At 38.5% G+C, this 15,832-nt stretch carries 14 protein-coding genes; 8 read left to right on the top strand and 6 right to left on the bottom strand.

Annotated features, from left to right (window positions below; all coding sequences use genetic code 11):
- Window positions 1-32: 32 nt before the first annotated feature.
- The gene (locus HUU81_RS09485; protein WP_199612014.1) at window positions 33-599 is read left to right on the top strand and encodes an NAD(P)H nitroreductase; all 567 of its coding nucleotides are present in this window, start codon (window positions 33-35) and stop codon (window positions 597-599) included.
- A gap of 308 nt (window positions 600-907) precedes the next feature.
- On the opposite strand, the gene HUU81_RS09480 is transcribed toward HUU81_RS09485, so the two are convergent.
- Window positions 908-1,723: a lectin-like domain-containing protein gene (locus tag HUU81_RS09480; protein ID WP_199612013.1), complete on the bottom strand. Its 816-nt coding sequence runs from the start codon at window positions 1,721-1,723 to the stop codon at window positions 908-910.
- A gap of 251 nt (window positions 1,724-1,974) precedes the next feature.
- On the opposite strand from HUU81_RS09480, the gene HUU81_RS09475 reads away from it, so the two are divergent.
- A complete protein-coding gene (locus tag HUU81_RS09475; RefSeq protein WP_199608723.1) occupies window positions 1,975-2,412 on the top strand; it encodes a tlde1 domain-containing protein in 438 nt (145 codons plus the stop codon).
- Window positions 2,413-2,870: 458 nt separating this feature from the next.
- On the opposite strand, the gene HUU81_RS09470 is transcribed toward HUU81_RS09475, so the two are convergent.
- The 3 genes from HUU81_RS09470 to tsaA all read right to left on the bottom strand — a co-directional run bounded on the left by HUU81_RS09470 (window position 2,871) and on the right by tsaA (window position 6,477).
- On the bottom strand, window positions 2,871-4,586 hold the full coding sequence (locus HUU81_RS09470) for a proline--tRNA ligase (protein ID WP_199608722.1): 1,716 nt from the start codon (window positions 4,584-4,586) through the stop codon (window positions 2,871-2,873).
- A 99-nt stretch (window positions 4,587-4,685) separates the two neighbouring features.
- A complete protein-coding gene (locus tag HUU81_RS09465; RefSeq protein WP_233520615.1) occupies window positions 4,686-5,672 on the bottom strand; it encodes a Kelch repeat-containing protein in 987 nt (328 codons plus the stop codon).
- 91 nt (window positions 5,673-5,763) lie between these two features.
- Window positions 5,764-6,477 (bottom strand): tRNA (N6-threonylcarbamoyladenosine(37)-N6)-methyltransferase TrmO, encoded by a 714-nt coding sequence (gene tsaA / locus HUU81_RS09460; RefSeq protein WP_199608721.1) that lies wholly within the window; start codon window positions 6,475-6,477, stop codon window positions 5,764-5,766.
- Window positions 6,478-6,825: 348 nt separating this feature from the next.
- Here tsaA and HUU81_RS09455 point away from each other — a divergent pair, with 348 nt between their 5' ends.
- Genes HUU81_RS09455 through HUU81_RS09440 form a run of 4 tightly spaced genes read left to right on the top strand, consistent with a single transcriptional unit; the run spans window position 6,826 to window position 11,533 of the window.
- Window positions 6,826-7,761 (top strand): ABC transporter ATP-binding protein, encoded by a 936-nt coding sequence (locus HUU81_RS09455; protein WP_199608719.1) that lies wholly within the window; start codon window positions 6,826-6,828, stop codon window positions 7,759-7,761.
- A 1-nt stretch (window position 7,762) separates the two neighbouring features.
- The gene (locus HUU81_RS09450) at window positions 7,763-8,503 is read left to right on the top strand and encodes an ABC transporter permease subunit (RefSeq protein WP_233520470.1); all 741 of its coding nucleotides are present in this window, start codon (window positions 7,763-7,765) and stop codon (window positions 8,501-8,503) included.
- 20 nt (window positions 8,504-8,523) lie between these two features.
- A complete protein-coding gene (locus HUU81_RS09445) occupies window positions 8,524-10,374 on the top strand; it encodes a Gldg family protein (protein WP_199608718.1) in 1,851 nt (616 codons plus the stop codon).
- A 10-nt stretch (window positions 10,375-10,384) separates the two neighbouring features.
- The gene (locus tag HUU81_RS09440; RefSeq protein WP_199608716.1) at window positions 10,385-11,533 is read left to right on the top strand and encodes a DUF4340 domain-containing protein; all 1,149 of its coding nucleotides are present in this window, start codon (window positions 10,385-10,387) and stop codon (window positions 11,531-11,533) included.
- Window positions 11,534-12,290: 757 nt separating this feature from the next.
- Here HUU81_RS09440 and cspD read toward each other — a convergent pair.
- Window positions 12,291-12,518 (bottom strand): cold shock domain-containing protein CspD, encoded by a 228-nt coding sequence (gene cspD / locus HUU81_RS09435; protein ID WP_199608714.1) that lies wholly within the window; start codon window positions 12,516-12,518, stop codon window positions 12,291-12,293.
- A 236-nt stretch (window positions 12,519-12,754) separates the two neighbouring features.
- Here cspD and clpS point away from each other — a divergent pair, with 236 nt between their 5' ends.
- The gene (gene clpS / locus HUU81_RS09430; RefSeq protein WP_233520469.1) at window positions 12,755-13,054 is read left to right on the top strand and encodes an ATP-dependent Clp protease adapter ClpS; all 300 of its coding nucleotides are present in this window, start codon (window positions 12,755-12,757) and stop codon (window positions 13,052-13,054) included.
- 45 nt (window positions 13,055-13,099) lie between these two features.
- Window positions 13,100-15,361 (top strand): ATP-dependent Clp protease ATP-binding subunit ClpA, encoded by a 2,262-nt coding sequence (clpA, locus tag HUU81_RS09425; RefSeq protein ID WP_199608712.1) that lies wholly within the window; start codon window positions 13,100-13,102, stop codon window positions 15,359-15,361.
- Window positions 15,362-15,447: 86 nt separating this feature from the next.
- Here the strand turns inward: clpA and infA are convergent, their stop codons facing one another.
- Window positions 15,448-15,666 (bottom strand): translation initiation factor IF-1, encoded by a 219-nt coding sequence (infA, locus tag HUU81_RS09420; protein ID WP_199608710.1) that lies wholly within the window; start codon window positions 15,664-15,666, stop codon window positions 15,448-15,450.
- Window positions 15,667-15,832: the final 166 nt, after the last annotated feature.

The raw sequence follows: 15,832 nt of genomic DNA, 5'->3' as shown, positions 1-15,832 counted from the left end.
TTTTTATGACAAATCATCCTACACTTTCAACCATGTCTGCACATGAACTTTTAACAAATCGTAAATCTTGCGCACGTTTAACGACGCCAGCACCTTCCAAAGCACAAATGAATATTATTCAAACGGCAGCGTTACGCGTACCTGATCACGCAGCGTTAAAACCATGGCAGTTTGTTATTTTTGAAGGTGATGAAGCACTCTCTGCGCTTGGCAAAATTTATGCGGATGCTGCATTAAAAACGGATCCGGAAGTTGAACCTGCCCAAATTGAGCGCGCAAAACAATTACCGCACCGAGCACCTATGGTTATTCTTTGTATAGCGAAATATGCAGAACATCCAAAGGTACCGCATTTTGAACAAATTATTTCAGCAGGGTGTACTGTAATGGCCATGCAACAAGCTGCATTTTCAATGGGGTTAGGTGCAATGTGGCGTACAGGCAGTTATGCAGAAAATCGCCACGTACACGATGCATTCAACTTAACCGAACAGGATCAAATAGTAGGCTTTTTATACTTAGGCACCCCCGTACACTCAGTACCAGACCGAACCGTGCCAGATTTTGAAGATTATTTTTCTTATTGGAAGAATTGTTAACTTAATTCGGTTTGATAAACTGCTCTTTATGCTTGTTCCATGCTTTTACCTCTAAAGAAAGGCAGCATCAAATTAGAAGTGGGCAGGTAAAAGTTTGTCCTAATATTTGCAGGTTTGGGTGCTTTTTTACACGGTAACTTACCTGCTGTATTAAGAACCGAAAGCTGTGTTCTTAACGAATAGCTATTAGTGAGTATAAATAGCTATTAGTGAGAATAAATAATACAAAGCCATCAACTACAGTTGAATAATTGATGGCTAAAACTGAGTTCACACTCATTACAGATGCTCAAATACAGCCAGCGTTGTTATCTTCTGCTAGTAAGTCTCAGTAATCCAAACAGACCAGCTGTAAAAATAAATACTGTGCTTGGTTCTGGTACTTTAAAGCTACTCGTACCGCCACTTGTACCAGAAAATTCCCAGCTAAGTAAGTCATGATTTGCGTTTGCACCACCTGTTGCAGATGTAAAGCCAGCATAAACCTGACTGGTGCCAAGAATTGATGGTAAGTCAGCTTGATAAGAGATTGCGGCTACCGTAGGTAAAATATCACTATCATTAAAATATACGTCTAACATGTCTGTGCTATTGTCGTAGTTTACCCATGCATACCACACTGTATCAGGTGAATCTAAGTTGCCCAGCCCAAGATCGTTAGTAGTTATAATTTTTTCTGAAACTACACTGCCATTAAAGTTGATCCCAATGTGTGAATCGCTAAAGTTATCAATAGGGCCATTGCTGTGGTTATCAAATTCTAAACCAAAACTATTGTTTAAACCTGAATAACCAATTCCGCCCCCACCAGAGCCAGCTTGGTTGCTGGTACTTTGTAGTGCGAAAACGATACCGTCGGCACCTCCACCATTTTGGCCATTAAAATTAAAAGAAAACTCAGTGGAAAAAGACCCTGCGTTTAGATCAATAAGTTGTGTAGAGAATACACTGCCTTTTTGACTATTTTGATTATTAGTTAATCTTAATTTGTTGTCGTGAATATGGGCATTGCCATTTAACGTCAAACCATCTATTGAGCTAAAGTCATCAAAAGTGATGACGGTGGCTTGTGCCGTACCTGCAATAAATAGTAATGCTGATGACGCAAACTTCGCTAACTTCATATTTCCTCTTTCGAACGTCTGAATGAATTGAAGAGGGAGAATAGCAAAGCATAGATTATGAAAACAAGCGTTTAAATTTTACGCTTTGAAATAAGCGTATGAGAAGTATATAAAATATTAGGCAAGCTTCTTTCTTAATTATTAAAAAAGACTATCAATAAAACTTTTTGGTCTGTATTCTTCGTTTTATGTTACCTTGCGCAACCACTTTGTTAATGATTGTTTTTATTTGAGTTAATAATGGTTTTTTTATGAAACTGATATTTAGTATTGAATCTAGAAGGCTTCACATTCAGTCGTCTTCATTCTCGTTTACAATACCAGCTACAAGTGGAAAGGGTATTTGTCAAAATAATGCTTCCAAATCTTGCCTAAAAGCTTCATGGGTTGGGTCAATTCCTTTAGGATTTTATTCAATCAGATCGTCTGATTTAAGTGACCCGAATATCGCTGGTGATTTGTATAGGAATTTTCGTCACGGTGACTGGGGGGATTGGCGAGTGAAGTTGACTCCTCGAAGCAGCACTAAAACTTTTGGTCGTTCTGGATTTTTTTTGCACGGAGGAAAAATCAAGGGGTCAGCAGGATGTATTGATATTGGAGGTGGAGTCACAGGCTCTAAGGAAACAGATTTAGTCAGAAAAATGCTGCTAGCTTCTGGCTCTGTAATACTTGAGGTTAGAGCATGAATAATTTTCAGAGGCTTTTTCTTCATTTTCTTTTTATACTTGCGTTAGCTGGCATTATGGTATTTGTGAATGAAATTGGAGGGAATCTTAATTATGGATTTTTATTCGTGTCAGGAATAAGCTTAGCCGGCTTCTATGCGCTGAGGCTAACTAACTTATTAATGATTTTTGGCTGCTGGCTAACTATATTTTCCTTGGACTACTACTTTACTATAAGGCTATTGCTATCGGCCAAAGGTTACGAAAGCTACTTATTTACAATCACTAATAGTGTAATGTTGACATTGTTTGCAGCTGTAGGTATTTGTTCGGCAAGCTTAATTAAATTGGTTAGAAAAAAGTGGTTGAATAACTAGTCGCATTGTACCTATAATCTGATGCAATGCGACTAGTTTATATAAGCAATAGGGTATTTAGTTGCTTATCGCTTGTCTGTAGTTCAATTGTCTTGGGAATTATTATAACGCTTCGATGTAATCAAGCACACTTTCAATATCAACTAACGTTTTATCGCCACTTCTACGGTTTTTGTGCTCAACTTGTTGGTTATCTAGGTTACGCTCACCGATTACGATTGTGTGTGGAATGCCAACTAACTCCATGTCATTGAACATGACGCCTGGGCGTTCTTTACGATCATCAAACAGTACATCAACGCCAGCAGCGACTAAGTCTTCATATAGCTTTTCTGCTACTTCTTGAATACGATGAGATTTATGCATATTCATTGGTACAATAGCTACTTTGAACGGAGCAATTGCTTCTGGCCATTTAATACCAAACTTGTCATGGTTCTGTTCAATTGCAGCGGCAACAATGCGCGATACACCAATACCGTAGCAACCCATAGTGAGTAAACGATTTTTACCGTTCTCATCCAGTACGCCCACTTTCATTGCTTCTGAGTATTTAGTTCCAAGTTGGAAAATATGTCCAACTTCAATACCGCGCTTAATGTTTACAGTGCCGTTACCACAAGGTGAAGGGTCGCCTTCAACAATGTTACGGATATCTACAACTTTGTAGTCTGTAACATCGCGATCCCAATTTACACCTGTTAAGTGTGTATCGTTTTTATTTGCACCACATACAAAGTCAGCCAAGTGAGCAGCAGCGCGATCAACATAAGTTTTAATTGATGAGTTTACTGGACCAATTGACCCTGCATTTGCACCTGTGGTTTTAAGAATATCTTCGTCTGAAGCCATTTCTAACGGAGTTTGCACACCAGCTAGTTTTTCTGCTTTTACATCGTTAAGCTCATGGTCGCCTCGAATTACTAATGCGATAACAGGGCGGGCTTCATTTTCTTCTGCTTCGCCATACACCATGAGTGTTTTCACGATGTTAGTACTATCAACTGATAAATGTTGAGCAACTTCATCAATGGTTTTTACATTAGGCGTGGCTACTTCTGCTAATTCTGCACTTGGGGCAGGGCGCTCGCCTACTGGAGCAAGGCACTCAGCTTTTTCGATATTAGCTGCGTAATCGCTATCAGAGCTAAATACAATAGCGTCTTCACCAGATTCAGCCAGTACGTGGAATTCATGTGAAAGACTACCACCAATAGAGCCTGTGTCTGCTAATACAGGGCGGAAGTCTAACCCTAAGCGTTCGAAAATATTGCAATAGGCTTGGTGCATTTTTGCGTATGTTTTTTCTAAACATTCATCCGTTAAATGAAATGAATACGCGTCTTTCATGGTGAATTCGCGTGCACGCATTACGCCAAAACGAGGGCGTACTTCGTCACGGAATTTTGTTTGAACTTGGAATAAGTTCATAGGCAACTGTTTATAGCTGCTGACTTCTTTTCTTACTAATTCAGAAATGATTTCTTCGTGTGTTGGGCCAAGCGCGAACGGACGTTGATGACGATCGTTTATTCTTAATAGCTCAGGTCCAAACTGTTCCCAACGGCCTGATTCTTCCCATAAGTCTGCTGGCTGTACTACTGGCATTAATACTTCTATAGCACCCGCTTTTGTCATTTCTTCGCGTACAATATTCTCAACTTTGCGTAATACTTTTAAGCCACTGGGTAACCATGTGTATAAACCTGCCGCAAGTTTACGAATCATACCTGCACGCAACATTAATTGGTGGCTTATAACTTCTGCATCAGAAGGTGTTTCTTTCAGTGTTGATAATAAATATTGACTAGTACGCATTATACTTGTTCCGCATTTCCATTTTATATTTAGGATTATCTGGAAGATTCCAGAGCGTTAAATTTTTAGCGGGCTATTCTATCAATGCCCGTTGTGATACTAAAGCGCTAATTTACGAGATACAACAATATCTAATACTTGTTGTTCATTCGTCATACCACCGATAGTTAAAAATGTCTCATTGTGATGAATTAACCCGCGGTGGTCCATGGTTCTAATTGAACGGTTGGTAACATATCGCCAGCTTTGGGTTTGTAAATTAAACAACCAAAAGGCATTGCTTGGTTGAGAGGGTGAACCGTTATAGCCAATACCATTATAGTTGTAGGGGTTAGTTGAACCACCGGTAAAAACAATATATTGATTTTTGCCAATTTCAGCGCCAGTTGCAGCCATTCTATATCTTGCTTTACCCGTTGGATGTGACATTAATCGCCAATCTATTTTAGTTGGATTGGTGTTATCAATAATGCCCATTCTACATTGAAGCGCAGCGCTAAACGTTCTGCGTTTAAACTTTTCTGGTACTACTTTTACACCGTCACATACCACCATTTTATTACCTACAATACCACCCGCATGACCAAATACCGGTTCGGCTAAGTAAGGCGAGGCCTGTGCCCACGTATTAGTATGTGTATCAAACAGTTGTACCAGATTTACGTTACCGTCATTGTGCCAGCCACTAATTAAGTAGATGTAACGGTCTTGATAAGGTAATGCAATACTATCGTCTACGGGAACGGGCATGTTTGCTAACTGGGTATATGTGTCAGTTTCTATATCGTATTGGTAAACGTCGGGTGTGGATATTTCACTATGGTCTTTCGCAACGGTATATCCACCAAATATATAGGCTTTGTCGTTAATGGATGTTGCTATACTGGCCAGCCTTCCTTTTATATTTAAACTGCTTGGGACAGGTGTTTTTTCTTGCCATGTTGGCTCCCCAATTTTTAATGCCCACACTTTATTGTGCACATCTTTATACGTTTTATTTTTCCCCAAGCCCATAAAGCTAATTAAATAACTGCCATTTTTGGTCGTCACTTTTGTTACAGCGTTATTTGAGACGGGCTCAGGCATTGATGGCCAAGCAATTTCATCCACATTTTTAGCAAACGAGTTTTGATTAATAAGACTCGTTATTAGCATCAAAAAACAAACAATAATTAATTTATTTATATTTAATAATTTCAGTAACATGATTATGGTTTGCCTCGACTGTCCACTTAACGTTAAATTCATACAAATCTACACCATAAGTTTGCTCGGTGGGCTTATTTTTTTTATAAGCCGGGCGTGGATCTTGTTTTAGTAGTTTTTCAATAAAGGTTTTAAGCACAGGATATTGGGCAATATTTTGTTCGCAGGCCTGAGTGGCTTGTTCCGAAAATGAAACGGTCATTCCTGTTTCTGGTCTTGTGTCAGCAAACCCACCGCTGGCTTCTACAATAGCATCGGAGTATGGAATATAGGGTTTAATGTCTATGATTGGTGTGTTATCTAACAAATCTACGCCGCCAATTTCTAAACTTAGTTTGCCTTTTGACGCATGAACGTCAATTAACTCAACCGCTGACATACCAATACCATTTGGACGAAATGAAGCCCGAGTGGCGAATACACCTTTACGTTCGTTTCCGCCAAGGCGAGGGGGTCTAACCATGTGTGACCAGCCTTTTTCGGTATTCTCATGAAAAATAAACATTAACCATAAATGACTGAACTCTTCAATTCCTCGTAAGGCGTCTCGGTTAATAAAAGGAGGAATAAATTCTAATACGGCTCTGGCTTCATTGATTAGCCTAGGTTGACGAGGGATTGAAAACTTTTGCTTATATGGAGAACGAATGTATCCAATGGGACTTATATTGTATTGCTGTTCCAAACTATTGAGCCTATATAATGTAGTAAAAATTAACTAATGAACAAAAATAGCGTAGTAAAAAGCATTTTAAATAGGAAGTTTATAAAATCCTACTAGTATTTGTATTAGATAACTGTATGGGTGGTTAAAATGCAACCAATCAACATGGATTGGATTATTGCTAAATAAATAAGACATTTAACGAGTAAAAGGTATTGAATTTATCTTAAAGATTCTTATATTTTTGCTCAAAATGACATTAGCGCGATTAAATGTGTAGTTTAATGGCACTTTTGTAGAGTCAAACAATCTAAGCCAAGTAAATAATAAAAACTAGATAGGTCTGATTTTAGAAGGAAAAGAAAAGTCATGATCAAAATAGATCAATTAACAAAGTACTTTGACGAATATTGCGCGGTCAAAGACCTTTCTTTTACGGTTAACGAAGGTGAAGTGATAGGGTTTTTAGGACCTAACGGTGCTGGAAAATCGACTACCATGAAAATGTTAACAGGATTTCTTGAAGCCAGCAGTGGAACGATAGAAATTTGTGGACTTAATATTGAACATCATAGCCTGCAAGTTAAACAACTAATAGGTTACTTGCCTGAGGGCGCGCCAGCATACGGTGATATGACACCGGCGCAGTTTTTAAACTTTATTGCAGATGTGAGGGGGTTAACTGGCGCGTTTAAAGCTGAGCGAATTAAAAAAGTCATCGCTGATGTTGAATTGCAGTCAGTATTACATAGGCCAATTGAAAACTTATCAAAAGGTTTCAAACGAAGAGTGGGTTTAGCGCAGGCAATTATTCACGACCCAAAAGTCTTAATTTTAGATGAACCGACAGACGGTTTAGATCCTAATCAAAAGCATCATGTGCGAAAGCTAATTCAAAACTTATCTAAAGATAAAATAGTGATTGTTTCAACCCACATACTTGAGGAAGTCACTGCGGTGTGTAATAGAGCCGTGATTATTGCCAGTGGTCAAAAGTTGTTTGACGGTACGCCAGAAGCATTGAGAAACCTTTCAAAATACCAGCATGCAGTGACTGTAGAGCTAGCCCACTTAAATCAAGATGTTGATTCCGTGCTTGCATTAGAGGGTGTTGAAAGTATTGAGCTGAACGGAGATAAATTAACAATATTTCCAGAAAAGGGTGCTGTTATTTTTCATCGTGTATTTGAGTTTATTCAAACAAATAATTGGCGAATTGAAACTATTTATGCAGAAAAAGGACGGCTGGATGATGTATTTAGAGATCTCACAGTAGACAAAAATCAGTTAGAAGAGGTGAGCTAAGATGTCGGTGAATATGACTCAAATTTTATGTAAGCGTGAGTTCGCTTCGTTTTTTGCTACGCCAGTAGCTTATGTGTTTATTGCCATCTTTTTAATAATGAGTGGCGTGTTCACATTTTACATGGGGAACTTTTATGAGCGAGGACAAGCTGACTTGTTACCGTTTTTTAATTTTCATCCTTGGTTATATCTATTTCTAGTTCCTGCAATGGCAATGCGAGCTTGGTCGGAAGAGCGCAAAAGTGGCACCATTGAATTATTGATGACATTGCCAGTGACAACCATGCAAGCAATGCTAGCTAAATTTTTGGCTGGATGGGCGATTCTTGGGCTGTCACTTGTGATGACATTTCCATTGTGGTTGACCGTGAACTATCTCGGCCATCCAGACAATGGTGTTATTTTAGCGGCGTACATTGGAAGTTGGTTAATGTCTGGGGCTTTGTTAGCAATAGGTATCTGTATGTCAGCGTTATCCAAAAGCCAAGTAGTCGCATTTATATTAGCAGTAGTAGTGAGCTTTCTTTTTGTGCTGGCTGGCACTGATATAGTACTTGAAGCGTTTAAAGGTTGGTTACCCAGTGTGCTGTTAGATACATTAGCGTCACTCAGCTTTTTAACCCATTTTGATAATATGGCGAAGGGAGTGATAGGACTAAAAGACGTTGGCTATTTTGCAATTCTAATTACCGCGTGGTTATACGCAGGTTTATTAATTATTGAACAACGAAAAGCAGATTAAAGCAGTAAGGGAATAGATTAATGAAAAATAAAATTTCCAACTCGTTAGCATTGTTCGTTATTTTTATTTTATTTTTAGCCGCAGTGTTAGTTAATAACGTACTGTTTGATAAAGCTAAAATAGATTTAACCGAAGATAATATTTATTCAATCAGCGAGGGCACAAAATCCTTATTAGGCGAGTTAAACGAGCCAATCAACTTATATTTTTTCTTTTCAGATAAAGCGTCAGAAGGCATTCCACAACTGCGTAACTATGCGGCCAGAGTAAAAGCGTTGTTGGAAGAATATCAACGCCATAGTGACGGTAACATTAGTATTAAAATTATCGATCCTGAGCCATTTTCTGAAGCAGAAGACAGAGCAGCTGAATTTGGATTGACGGCAGCTAATATTGGAGGACTTGGCGACAATTTATATTTTGGTTTAGGGGCGACAAACTCATTAGACGATCAAGAAATTATCGGTTTTTTTGACCCTCAACAAGAAGCGTTTCTTGAATATGAAATATCTAAGTTGATACATAAACTTAGCAATCCTGAACCCATTAAAGTAAGTATAATTTCGAGCCTTAATATTGAAGGTGGCCAGAACCCAATGACTGGCGGAATGGAACCGCCATGGGCTATTTATCAACAACTGGATCAACTGTATCAAACCGAGATTTTAGCTAATGATACAACTGTTATTCCGAAGTCTACCAACGTATTAATGTTGGTCCATCCAAAACAACTAAGTGAAGAATTGCTTTATGCGATTGATCAATATGTGCTTTCGGGTGGAAAAGTGGTGGCTTATTTAGATCCTCATGCTGAATCCGATATGGCAAATGGGATGGGGATGGCCAATAGCTCTGATATGAAGAAGCTGCTAGACGCATGGGGAATTGCATTTGACCCTTCAAAAGTAATACTTGACGCTGCAAAGGGGTTGGAAATTAGAATGCCAAGTGGTGGTGTAGGGCGTCACTTAGGTTTTATTGGTTTGCACCGTGAAAATATTGACGAAGAAGACGTTGTAACGGCGGGATTAGAATCGATTAACGGCGCATCGTTTGGTGTGCTATCTAAATTAAATAATGCAACAGCTCAATTTACAACGTTGTTAAGTAGCTCTAATTACGCAAGTACGTTTGATGCCAGCCTATATGCTATGCAAAGCCGTAATCCAGAACAGCTATTGAAAGCATTTAGCGCCCAAAATAGCGAATTTACGTTAGCAGCAAGAATAGAGGGAACAATAAACAGCGCATTTGATGCCGTTCCTGAAGGAATAGATAAAGCGGGGCATCTCACTGCTACAAAAAACGCACAAATTATTGTGGTGGCAGATACGGATATTTTGACAGATAGGTTTTGGGTAAATACACAGAACTTTTTTGGTTCAATGGTGCTCCAGCCCTTTGCAAACAACGGTGATTTTGCAACTAATCTCATTGAAAGCTTGGGTGGTACAAGTAGTCTTATTAGTGTGCGTGGACGAGGGCGTTACGCTCGCCCCTTTGATGTAGTTGAACAGTTAACGATAGAGGCTGAAGCAAAGTTCAGAGCAAAAGAGCAGGAACTAGAAGAAAGGCTAGCGAATGCAGAAAGACAGTTAAATGAACTTCAAGCACAACAAGCCGATGCTGGCATGCTTACATTAAGTGCGGAACAAGAAGCAGCAATCAACCAATTTATGGAAGAAAAGCTATCAATTCGCAAAGAATTAAGGGAAGTTCGCCATCAATTAGACAAAGATATCGAAAACTTGGGCAGTGTTTTAAAGTTTTTAAATATTGCTGTGGCGCCTTTGGTACTCATTTTATTGTTGGTTTTCATCGCTAGAAAAGCGCTAAGAAGACAATCAGCTCATCCTACAGAGTCTAAATAAGGAGACTGTAATGGGTTTCAATACATTTTTTAAGTTAATAATTTTAGCGCTATTGCTGGGAGCTTTAGGGCTGTTTCTGTCCATGCAGGATCAAGGAACATCACACTTTGAAGCTGAATATTTGGCCGCTGAAGTGGGAGTGTTGGGCGCTGAGCTAAGTGAAATTGAGCTAAGAAAAAATGATGAGTTAATAGTTAACGCTAAAAATCATAATGGTAATTGGCTCATCACTAATTTGAATGGCTACCCTGCTGATAGAGCAAAATTGTCAGCGTTTATAGGTCAGATTAAATCAGCAAAAAAAGTTGAAGCTAAAACAAGCGATCCTCAAAAACATAAATACTTAGGGCTAGCAAGTGTAGCGGATGATACCGAAAGTGCGGAAGGGGAAAATGGTACAGTGAACGATTTTCAGCCAACTCAAGTCAATTTAGTTAAGAGTGATACCCGTCAGAATAACCCTATGTTCTCAATTATTCTTGGAAACAAAGCTAAAGGAGGCAATGGCCAATATGCAAGGATACAAGACGATAATCAAACTTGGCTGATTGATCGGCAAATTACCACACCTACCCACGCTGAAGATTGGATTGTAAAAGCCCTTTTTACTTTTGAGCATGAACAAATTAAGCAAATTACGAGCATTCAATCCGAGTCCAATTCAAGCGTAATAAAGCCTAATGAGTTGACGGTTAGCAAGCAAAATGAAGCAGATAGTAATTTTGTGATGAACGATATGCCCGAAGGCCGAGTGCTTCAATACGAAGGGATACTCAATGCGTTAGCTAGAAGTATTGCAGAGCTGAGCATTGAAAGTGTCTTCCCTAAATTGAATAAGCAGAATGACGAACGTAATGCTCAGGCGACGGCCGTTAACTTAGATAGCTTAGAACCAGCAACACAGATAAATATAGAGCTATATAGTGGAAGGGAAGTATTACTTCTTTTATATAAAGGAATAGTTAACGAGTCCGATGGCATCGATAATGAACGTTATTTTGTTGCGGTTGAAGATAGCGATGAAGAAAGCAAATTAGCAAATTGGTATTATGAAATTAATAAGTTTACTTACGACCAATTAAACAAATCTTCGGAAGACTTTCTTGCTCCCGTCAATCAGAGTGAAACAGGCGATACAGCTGTTGAAGCGGCTGGTTAATAGAAACAGTCACGTATTTTACGCTTAGGCATATTGATGCGGGCTTAATGTAGGATCATCACAACAGCTCGCATTAATGTTACCTCTCATTAATGTTATTTAGGCTAGCGATTGCAGAGGCAGTTACACAGATTTCGTGACAGCCTCTATCTATTTCAAGCGAACAATTGCTAACTGGCTCCCCAATGTTATTAATCAATTATTGTATTTAGAAAGGAAAACGCCTGAAACAGATAGGGTTGCATCAGTATTAGAGGGATTTACTGTAAATAAAATTATACGATAATTGATTTTTCTATAAAAATTATCTAGTTATGTACACAAGAAAAGAGGCTTTTTTAAATTTGAAATTGAAGCTTTTCTAATGCAACTCACAAACAATGGGTATCTTAATGTATAGAATCCTTTCCATTTAGTATAAAAGTTAAAATATAAATTTCCCCTTTTTAGGTAAAACTATTTACTTCTTTTTGCCTTTTTATGATGCCAATAGGCATAAATCAAATTGTTACAAAACATGTATTATAAAATTTATGACGCAAACGGATGTCATAAGAATGACTATTACTGAATAAACTAGAAGAATATTGGGCACTGGTATAGATGTATGATTAGTCAGGATTTTTCTGGTTGAATAAGAATAATAAGATATAGATAGGGGATTAATTAGGGAAAATTTACGGAGCTGTAAAACACAAAGAACCTTCACAAGGAAGGTTCTAAATAAGTGTTTTCGCTCGGTTACAAAGCAGCTGGGCTACTTTTTAGGCTCTTCATGCTCACCATCAGATCTGATATTTGTTGCATGAAGACCCTTAGGACCTTCCTGCAAATCAAACTCTACTTCTTGCCCGGCCTTAAGGGTTTTGTATCCGTCCATTTCAATAGTTGAAAAATGTGCGAATATATCTTCGTCCCTGCCATCTTCTTTAATAAAACCAAAACCTTTTGCATTATTAAACCACTTAACTTTTCCGGTTGCCATACACCAACTTCCTTCTACACATGTAAAAAATGTTAACTTACTTTCGATGTTAACATGATGTTATCACACTAAATTAAAAATATTAACCTTACTTTTTTAACTGTAGATAAATTAGGCAGAGAGTCAAGCTTTTTTCCTTTGGAGGTAGTAATTTTATGTGTCTTTAATGTATATATAGAAATTGTTAATTTCGTATAGCTAGGTCTATATTTTAATAAAGCAGGAAATATTAAATTTTGGCTACAAAAGAAAGTACGATTGAGTCGGTAAAGCAAGAACTTAAACCGCCTCCAATGTATAAAGTAATATTAAATAATGATGACTACACACCAATGGACTTTGTAGTCGAAGTATTAACGCGTTTTTTTAATATGGATTTTGAGAAGGCCAATCAGATCATGTTGACGATTCATTATGAAGGAAAAGCAGTATGTGGTGTTTTCTCATCTGATATTGCTGAAACTAAAGTTGCGCAAGTAAATAAATATTCTCGAGACCACCAACATCCTTTGCTATGTTCGATGGAGCAAGCGTAAAAAGAATGTTTGGCTCTTATAAAAGGTCTAAGTTAGGAGTCTGCGATGTTAAACAAAGATTTAGAAGTCACACTTAATTCAGCGTTTCGTAATGCCAGAGAGCTTCGTCATGAGTTTATGACTGTAGAGCACTTGTTACTCGCATTAATTGATAATCCTAGTGCATCTACTGCACTCTCATCTTGTGGAGCTGACCTAGAGCAGTTGCGTGAAGAAGTAACGGCATATATTAAAGATACCACGCCAGTCATTCCTAATGATGACGCGGATAGAGAAACACAGCCAACACTTGGATTTCAGCGTGTACTACAGCGCGCTGTGTTTCATGTGCAATCGTCGGGACAGTCAGAAGTTAACGGTGCTAACGTGCTTGTCGCGATTTTTAGCGAACAAGAAGCACATGCAGTGTATCTGTTGAAAAAGCTAGATATTACACGATTGGACGTTGTTAATTTTATTTCACACGGTATATCGAAAATAGAATTCAATGAAAACCAAGACTCGGTTGATCAAAGCCAAACCGTCGATCAACAAGCAGAAGAGTCAGCCACGTTAAAAGGGTTTACAACGAATTTAAATGAACAAGCAGAGCTTGGTTTTATTGACCCGCTAGTGGGCAGAGATAAAGAAGTAGAGCGCACTGTACAAGTATTATGTAGAAGGAAGAAAAACAATCCACTGCTGGTTGGTGAGGCAGGTGTAGGTAAAACTGCTATTGCTGAGGGGTTGGCTTTTAAAATAATTAATGGCGACGTGCCAGACGTCATTGCGAACGCAACCATATATTCGCTAGATATGGGCGCATTGTTAGCAGGAACAAAATACCGCGGCGACTTTGAGAAACGTTTTAAATCTTTATTAAAAGAACTAGAACAAGAAGATGATGCGATCATGTTTATTGATGAAATTCATACCATCATTGGAGCAGGTGCAGCGTCGGGTGGTGTTATGGACGCCTCAAATTTGATTAAACCGCTATTATCAAGTGGACGATTACGCTGTATTGGTTCGACAACTTATCAAGAATTTAAAACGATTTTTGAAAAAGATCATGCTTTGGTGCGCCGATTCCAAAAAATTGATGTAGTTGAGCCATCTGTGGATGACACTACAAAAATTTTATTAGGGTTGAAAGAGAAGTACGAAAGCCACCATAATATTCGTTATACCAATAAAGCGATGCGAGCAGCCGCTGAACTTTCTGCTAAATATATCAACGAGCGTCATTTACCCGATAAGGCCATTGATGTAATTGATGAGGCTGGTGCAAGCCAGCGTTTAATGCCGCAAAGCCGCCGGAAGAAAACAATTAACGTAAGTGATATTGAGCAAATCATTTCTAAAATTGCTCGTATACCTGAGAAGTCCGTGTCAGCCTCTGACAAAGACGTTCTCAAAAACATGGACCGTAACCTTAAGTTAGTAGTATTTGGTCAAGACCCTGCGATTGAGGTGCTTACATCGGCAATTAGACTATCTCGTTCAGGTTTAGGGAGTGAAGGTAAACCGATTGGCTCATTTTTGTTTGCAGGACCAACTGGTGTAGGTAAAACAGAAGTGACTAAGCAGTTAGCGACGGTACTGGGACTTGAGCTTACTCGTTTTGATATGTCTGAATATATGGAACGCCATGCGGTCAGCCGTTTAATTGGTGCGCCTCCGGGCTATGTAGGCTATGAGCAAGGCGGTTTGCTTACTGATGCCGTGATTAAAAACCCTCATAGTGTGGTGCTGTTAGATGAAATTGAAAAAGCACATACTGATATCTTTAATATTCTGCTTCAAGTAATGGATCACGGTACGTTAACTGATAATAATGGTCGCAAAGCTGATTTTAGAAACGTAATTTTAGTGATGACCACAAATGCGGGTGTATTTGAAACAACGAAATCGTCTATTGGGTTTAAGCAGCAAGACCATAGTTATGATGCAATGGATGAAATTAACAAGACATTTTCTCCAGAATTTAGAAACCGCTTAGATAATATTATTTGGTTTAATCACCTTGATACCGAAATTATATTGCAAGTAGTAGATAAATTTATTGTAGAGCTGCAAGCACAGCTAGACAGCAAAGGTGTCTCTATGGAGCTGACTGAAGAAGCTAAGCAATGGCTGGCAGATAAAGGATATGACAAGGCGATGGGTGCAAGACCTATGTCTCGCTTGATTCAAGACAAATTGAAGAAGCCACTCGCTAATGAAGTGTTGTTCGGTAAATTAGCTACTGGTGGTAACGTTAAGATTGTTGTGGATAAAGATGAGATTAGCTTTGAATATGACGATGAAAAAGAGCTAGTTTCGTAGGGAGTAAATAAAGCCCTTCAGATACAAAAAACGCCCAGTTTAGCTGGGCGTTTTAGTAATGATTTATAGACAATTAACGGATTTAATTAACGGGCACGGAAAACAATGCGGCCTTTTGATAAATCGTAAGGTGTTAACTCTACAGTTACCTTATCACCCGTTAAAATTCGAATATAGTTCTTACGCATTTTACCTGAAATATGCGCAGTAACGACATGTCCGTTTTCTAATTCAACACGGAACATAGTATTTGGCAAGGTTTCCAAAATGGTTCCCTGCATTTCAATGACATCTTCTTTTGCCATTAATCGTATAACCTCATTTGTTAGCAAGATAAAAAGCAGCGCAGATTGTGCACAATTACGCCTTATATGTAAAGGTAAGTATAAACATTTATTCACAAATCGATGAATTAATGAGCAAACGGCATGGTTTGAGGGAAAATCAGAAGATTTTTACCACAACAATATG

The sequence above is a fragment of the Flocculibacter collagenilyticus genome, assembly GCF_016469335.1.
Lineage (GTDB): Bacteria > Pseudomonadota > Gammaproteobacteria > Enterobacterales > Alteromonadaceae > Flocculibacter > Flocculibacter collagenilyticus.
The sequence above is the reverse complement of the archived record's forward strand: the minus strand, read 5'-3'. Positions and strand labels throughout refer to the sequence as shown.

Coding starts and splice junctions, on each gene's coding strand:
- HUU81_RS09450 (WP_233520470.1), top strand. CDS start 7,763: ATGTCGGTGAATATGACTCAAATTTTATGTAAGCGTGAGTTCGCTTCG.
- HUU81_RS09485 (WP_199612014.1), top strand. CDS start 33: ATGTCTGCACATGAACTTTTAACAAATCGTAAATCTTGCGCACGTTTA.
- clpA (WP_199608712.1), top strand. CDS start 13,100: ATGTTAAACAAAGATTTAGAAGTCACACTTAATTCAGCGTTTCGTAAT.
- infA (WP_199608710.1), bottom strand. CDS start 15,666: ATGGCAAAAGAAGATGTCATTGAAATGCAGGGAACCATTTTGGAAACC.
- HUU81_RS09465 (WP_233520615.1), bottom strand. CDS start 5,672: ATGCCTGAGCCCGTCTCAAATAACGCTGTAACAAAAGTGACGACCAAA.
- HUU81_RS09480 (WP_199612013.1), bottom strand. CDS start 1,723: ATGAAGTTAGCGAAGTTTGCGTCATCAGCATTACTATTTATTGCAGGT.
- HUU81_RS09475 (WP_199608723.1), top strand. CDS start 1,975: ATGAAACTGATATTTAGTATTGAATCTAGAAGGCTTCACATTCAGTCG.
- HUU81_RS09445 (WP_199608718.1), top strand. CDS start 8,524: ATGAAAAATAAAATTTCCAACTCGTTAGCATTGTTCGTTATTTTTATT.
- HUU81_RS09470 (WP_199608722.1), bottom strand. CDS start 4,586: ATGCGTACTAGTCAATATTTATTATCAACACTGAAAGAAACACCTTCT.
- HUU81_RS09440 (WP_199608716.1), top strand. CDS start 10,385: ATGGGTTTCAATACATTTTTTAAGTTAATAATTTTAGCGCTATTGCTG.
- HUU81_RS09455 (WP_199608719.1), top strand. CDS start 6,826: ATGATCAAAATAGATCAATTAACAAAGTACTTTGACGAATATTGCGCG.
- cspD (WP_199608714.1), bottom strand. CDS start 12,518: ATGGCAACCGGAAAAGTTAAGTGGTTTAATAATGCAAAAGGTTTTGGT.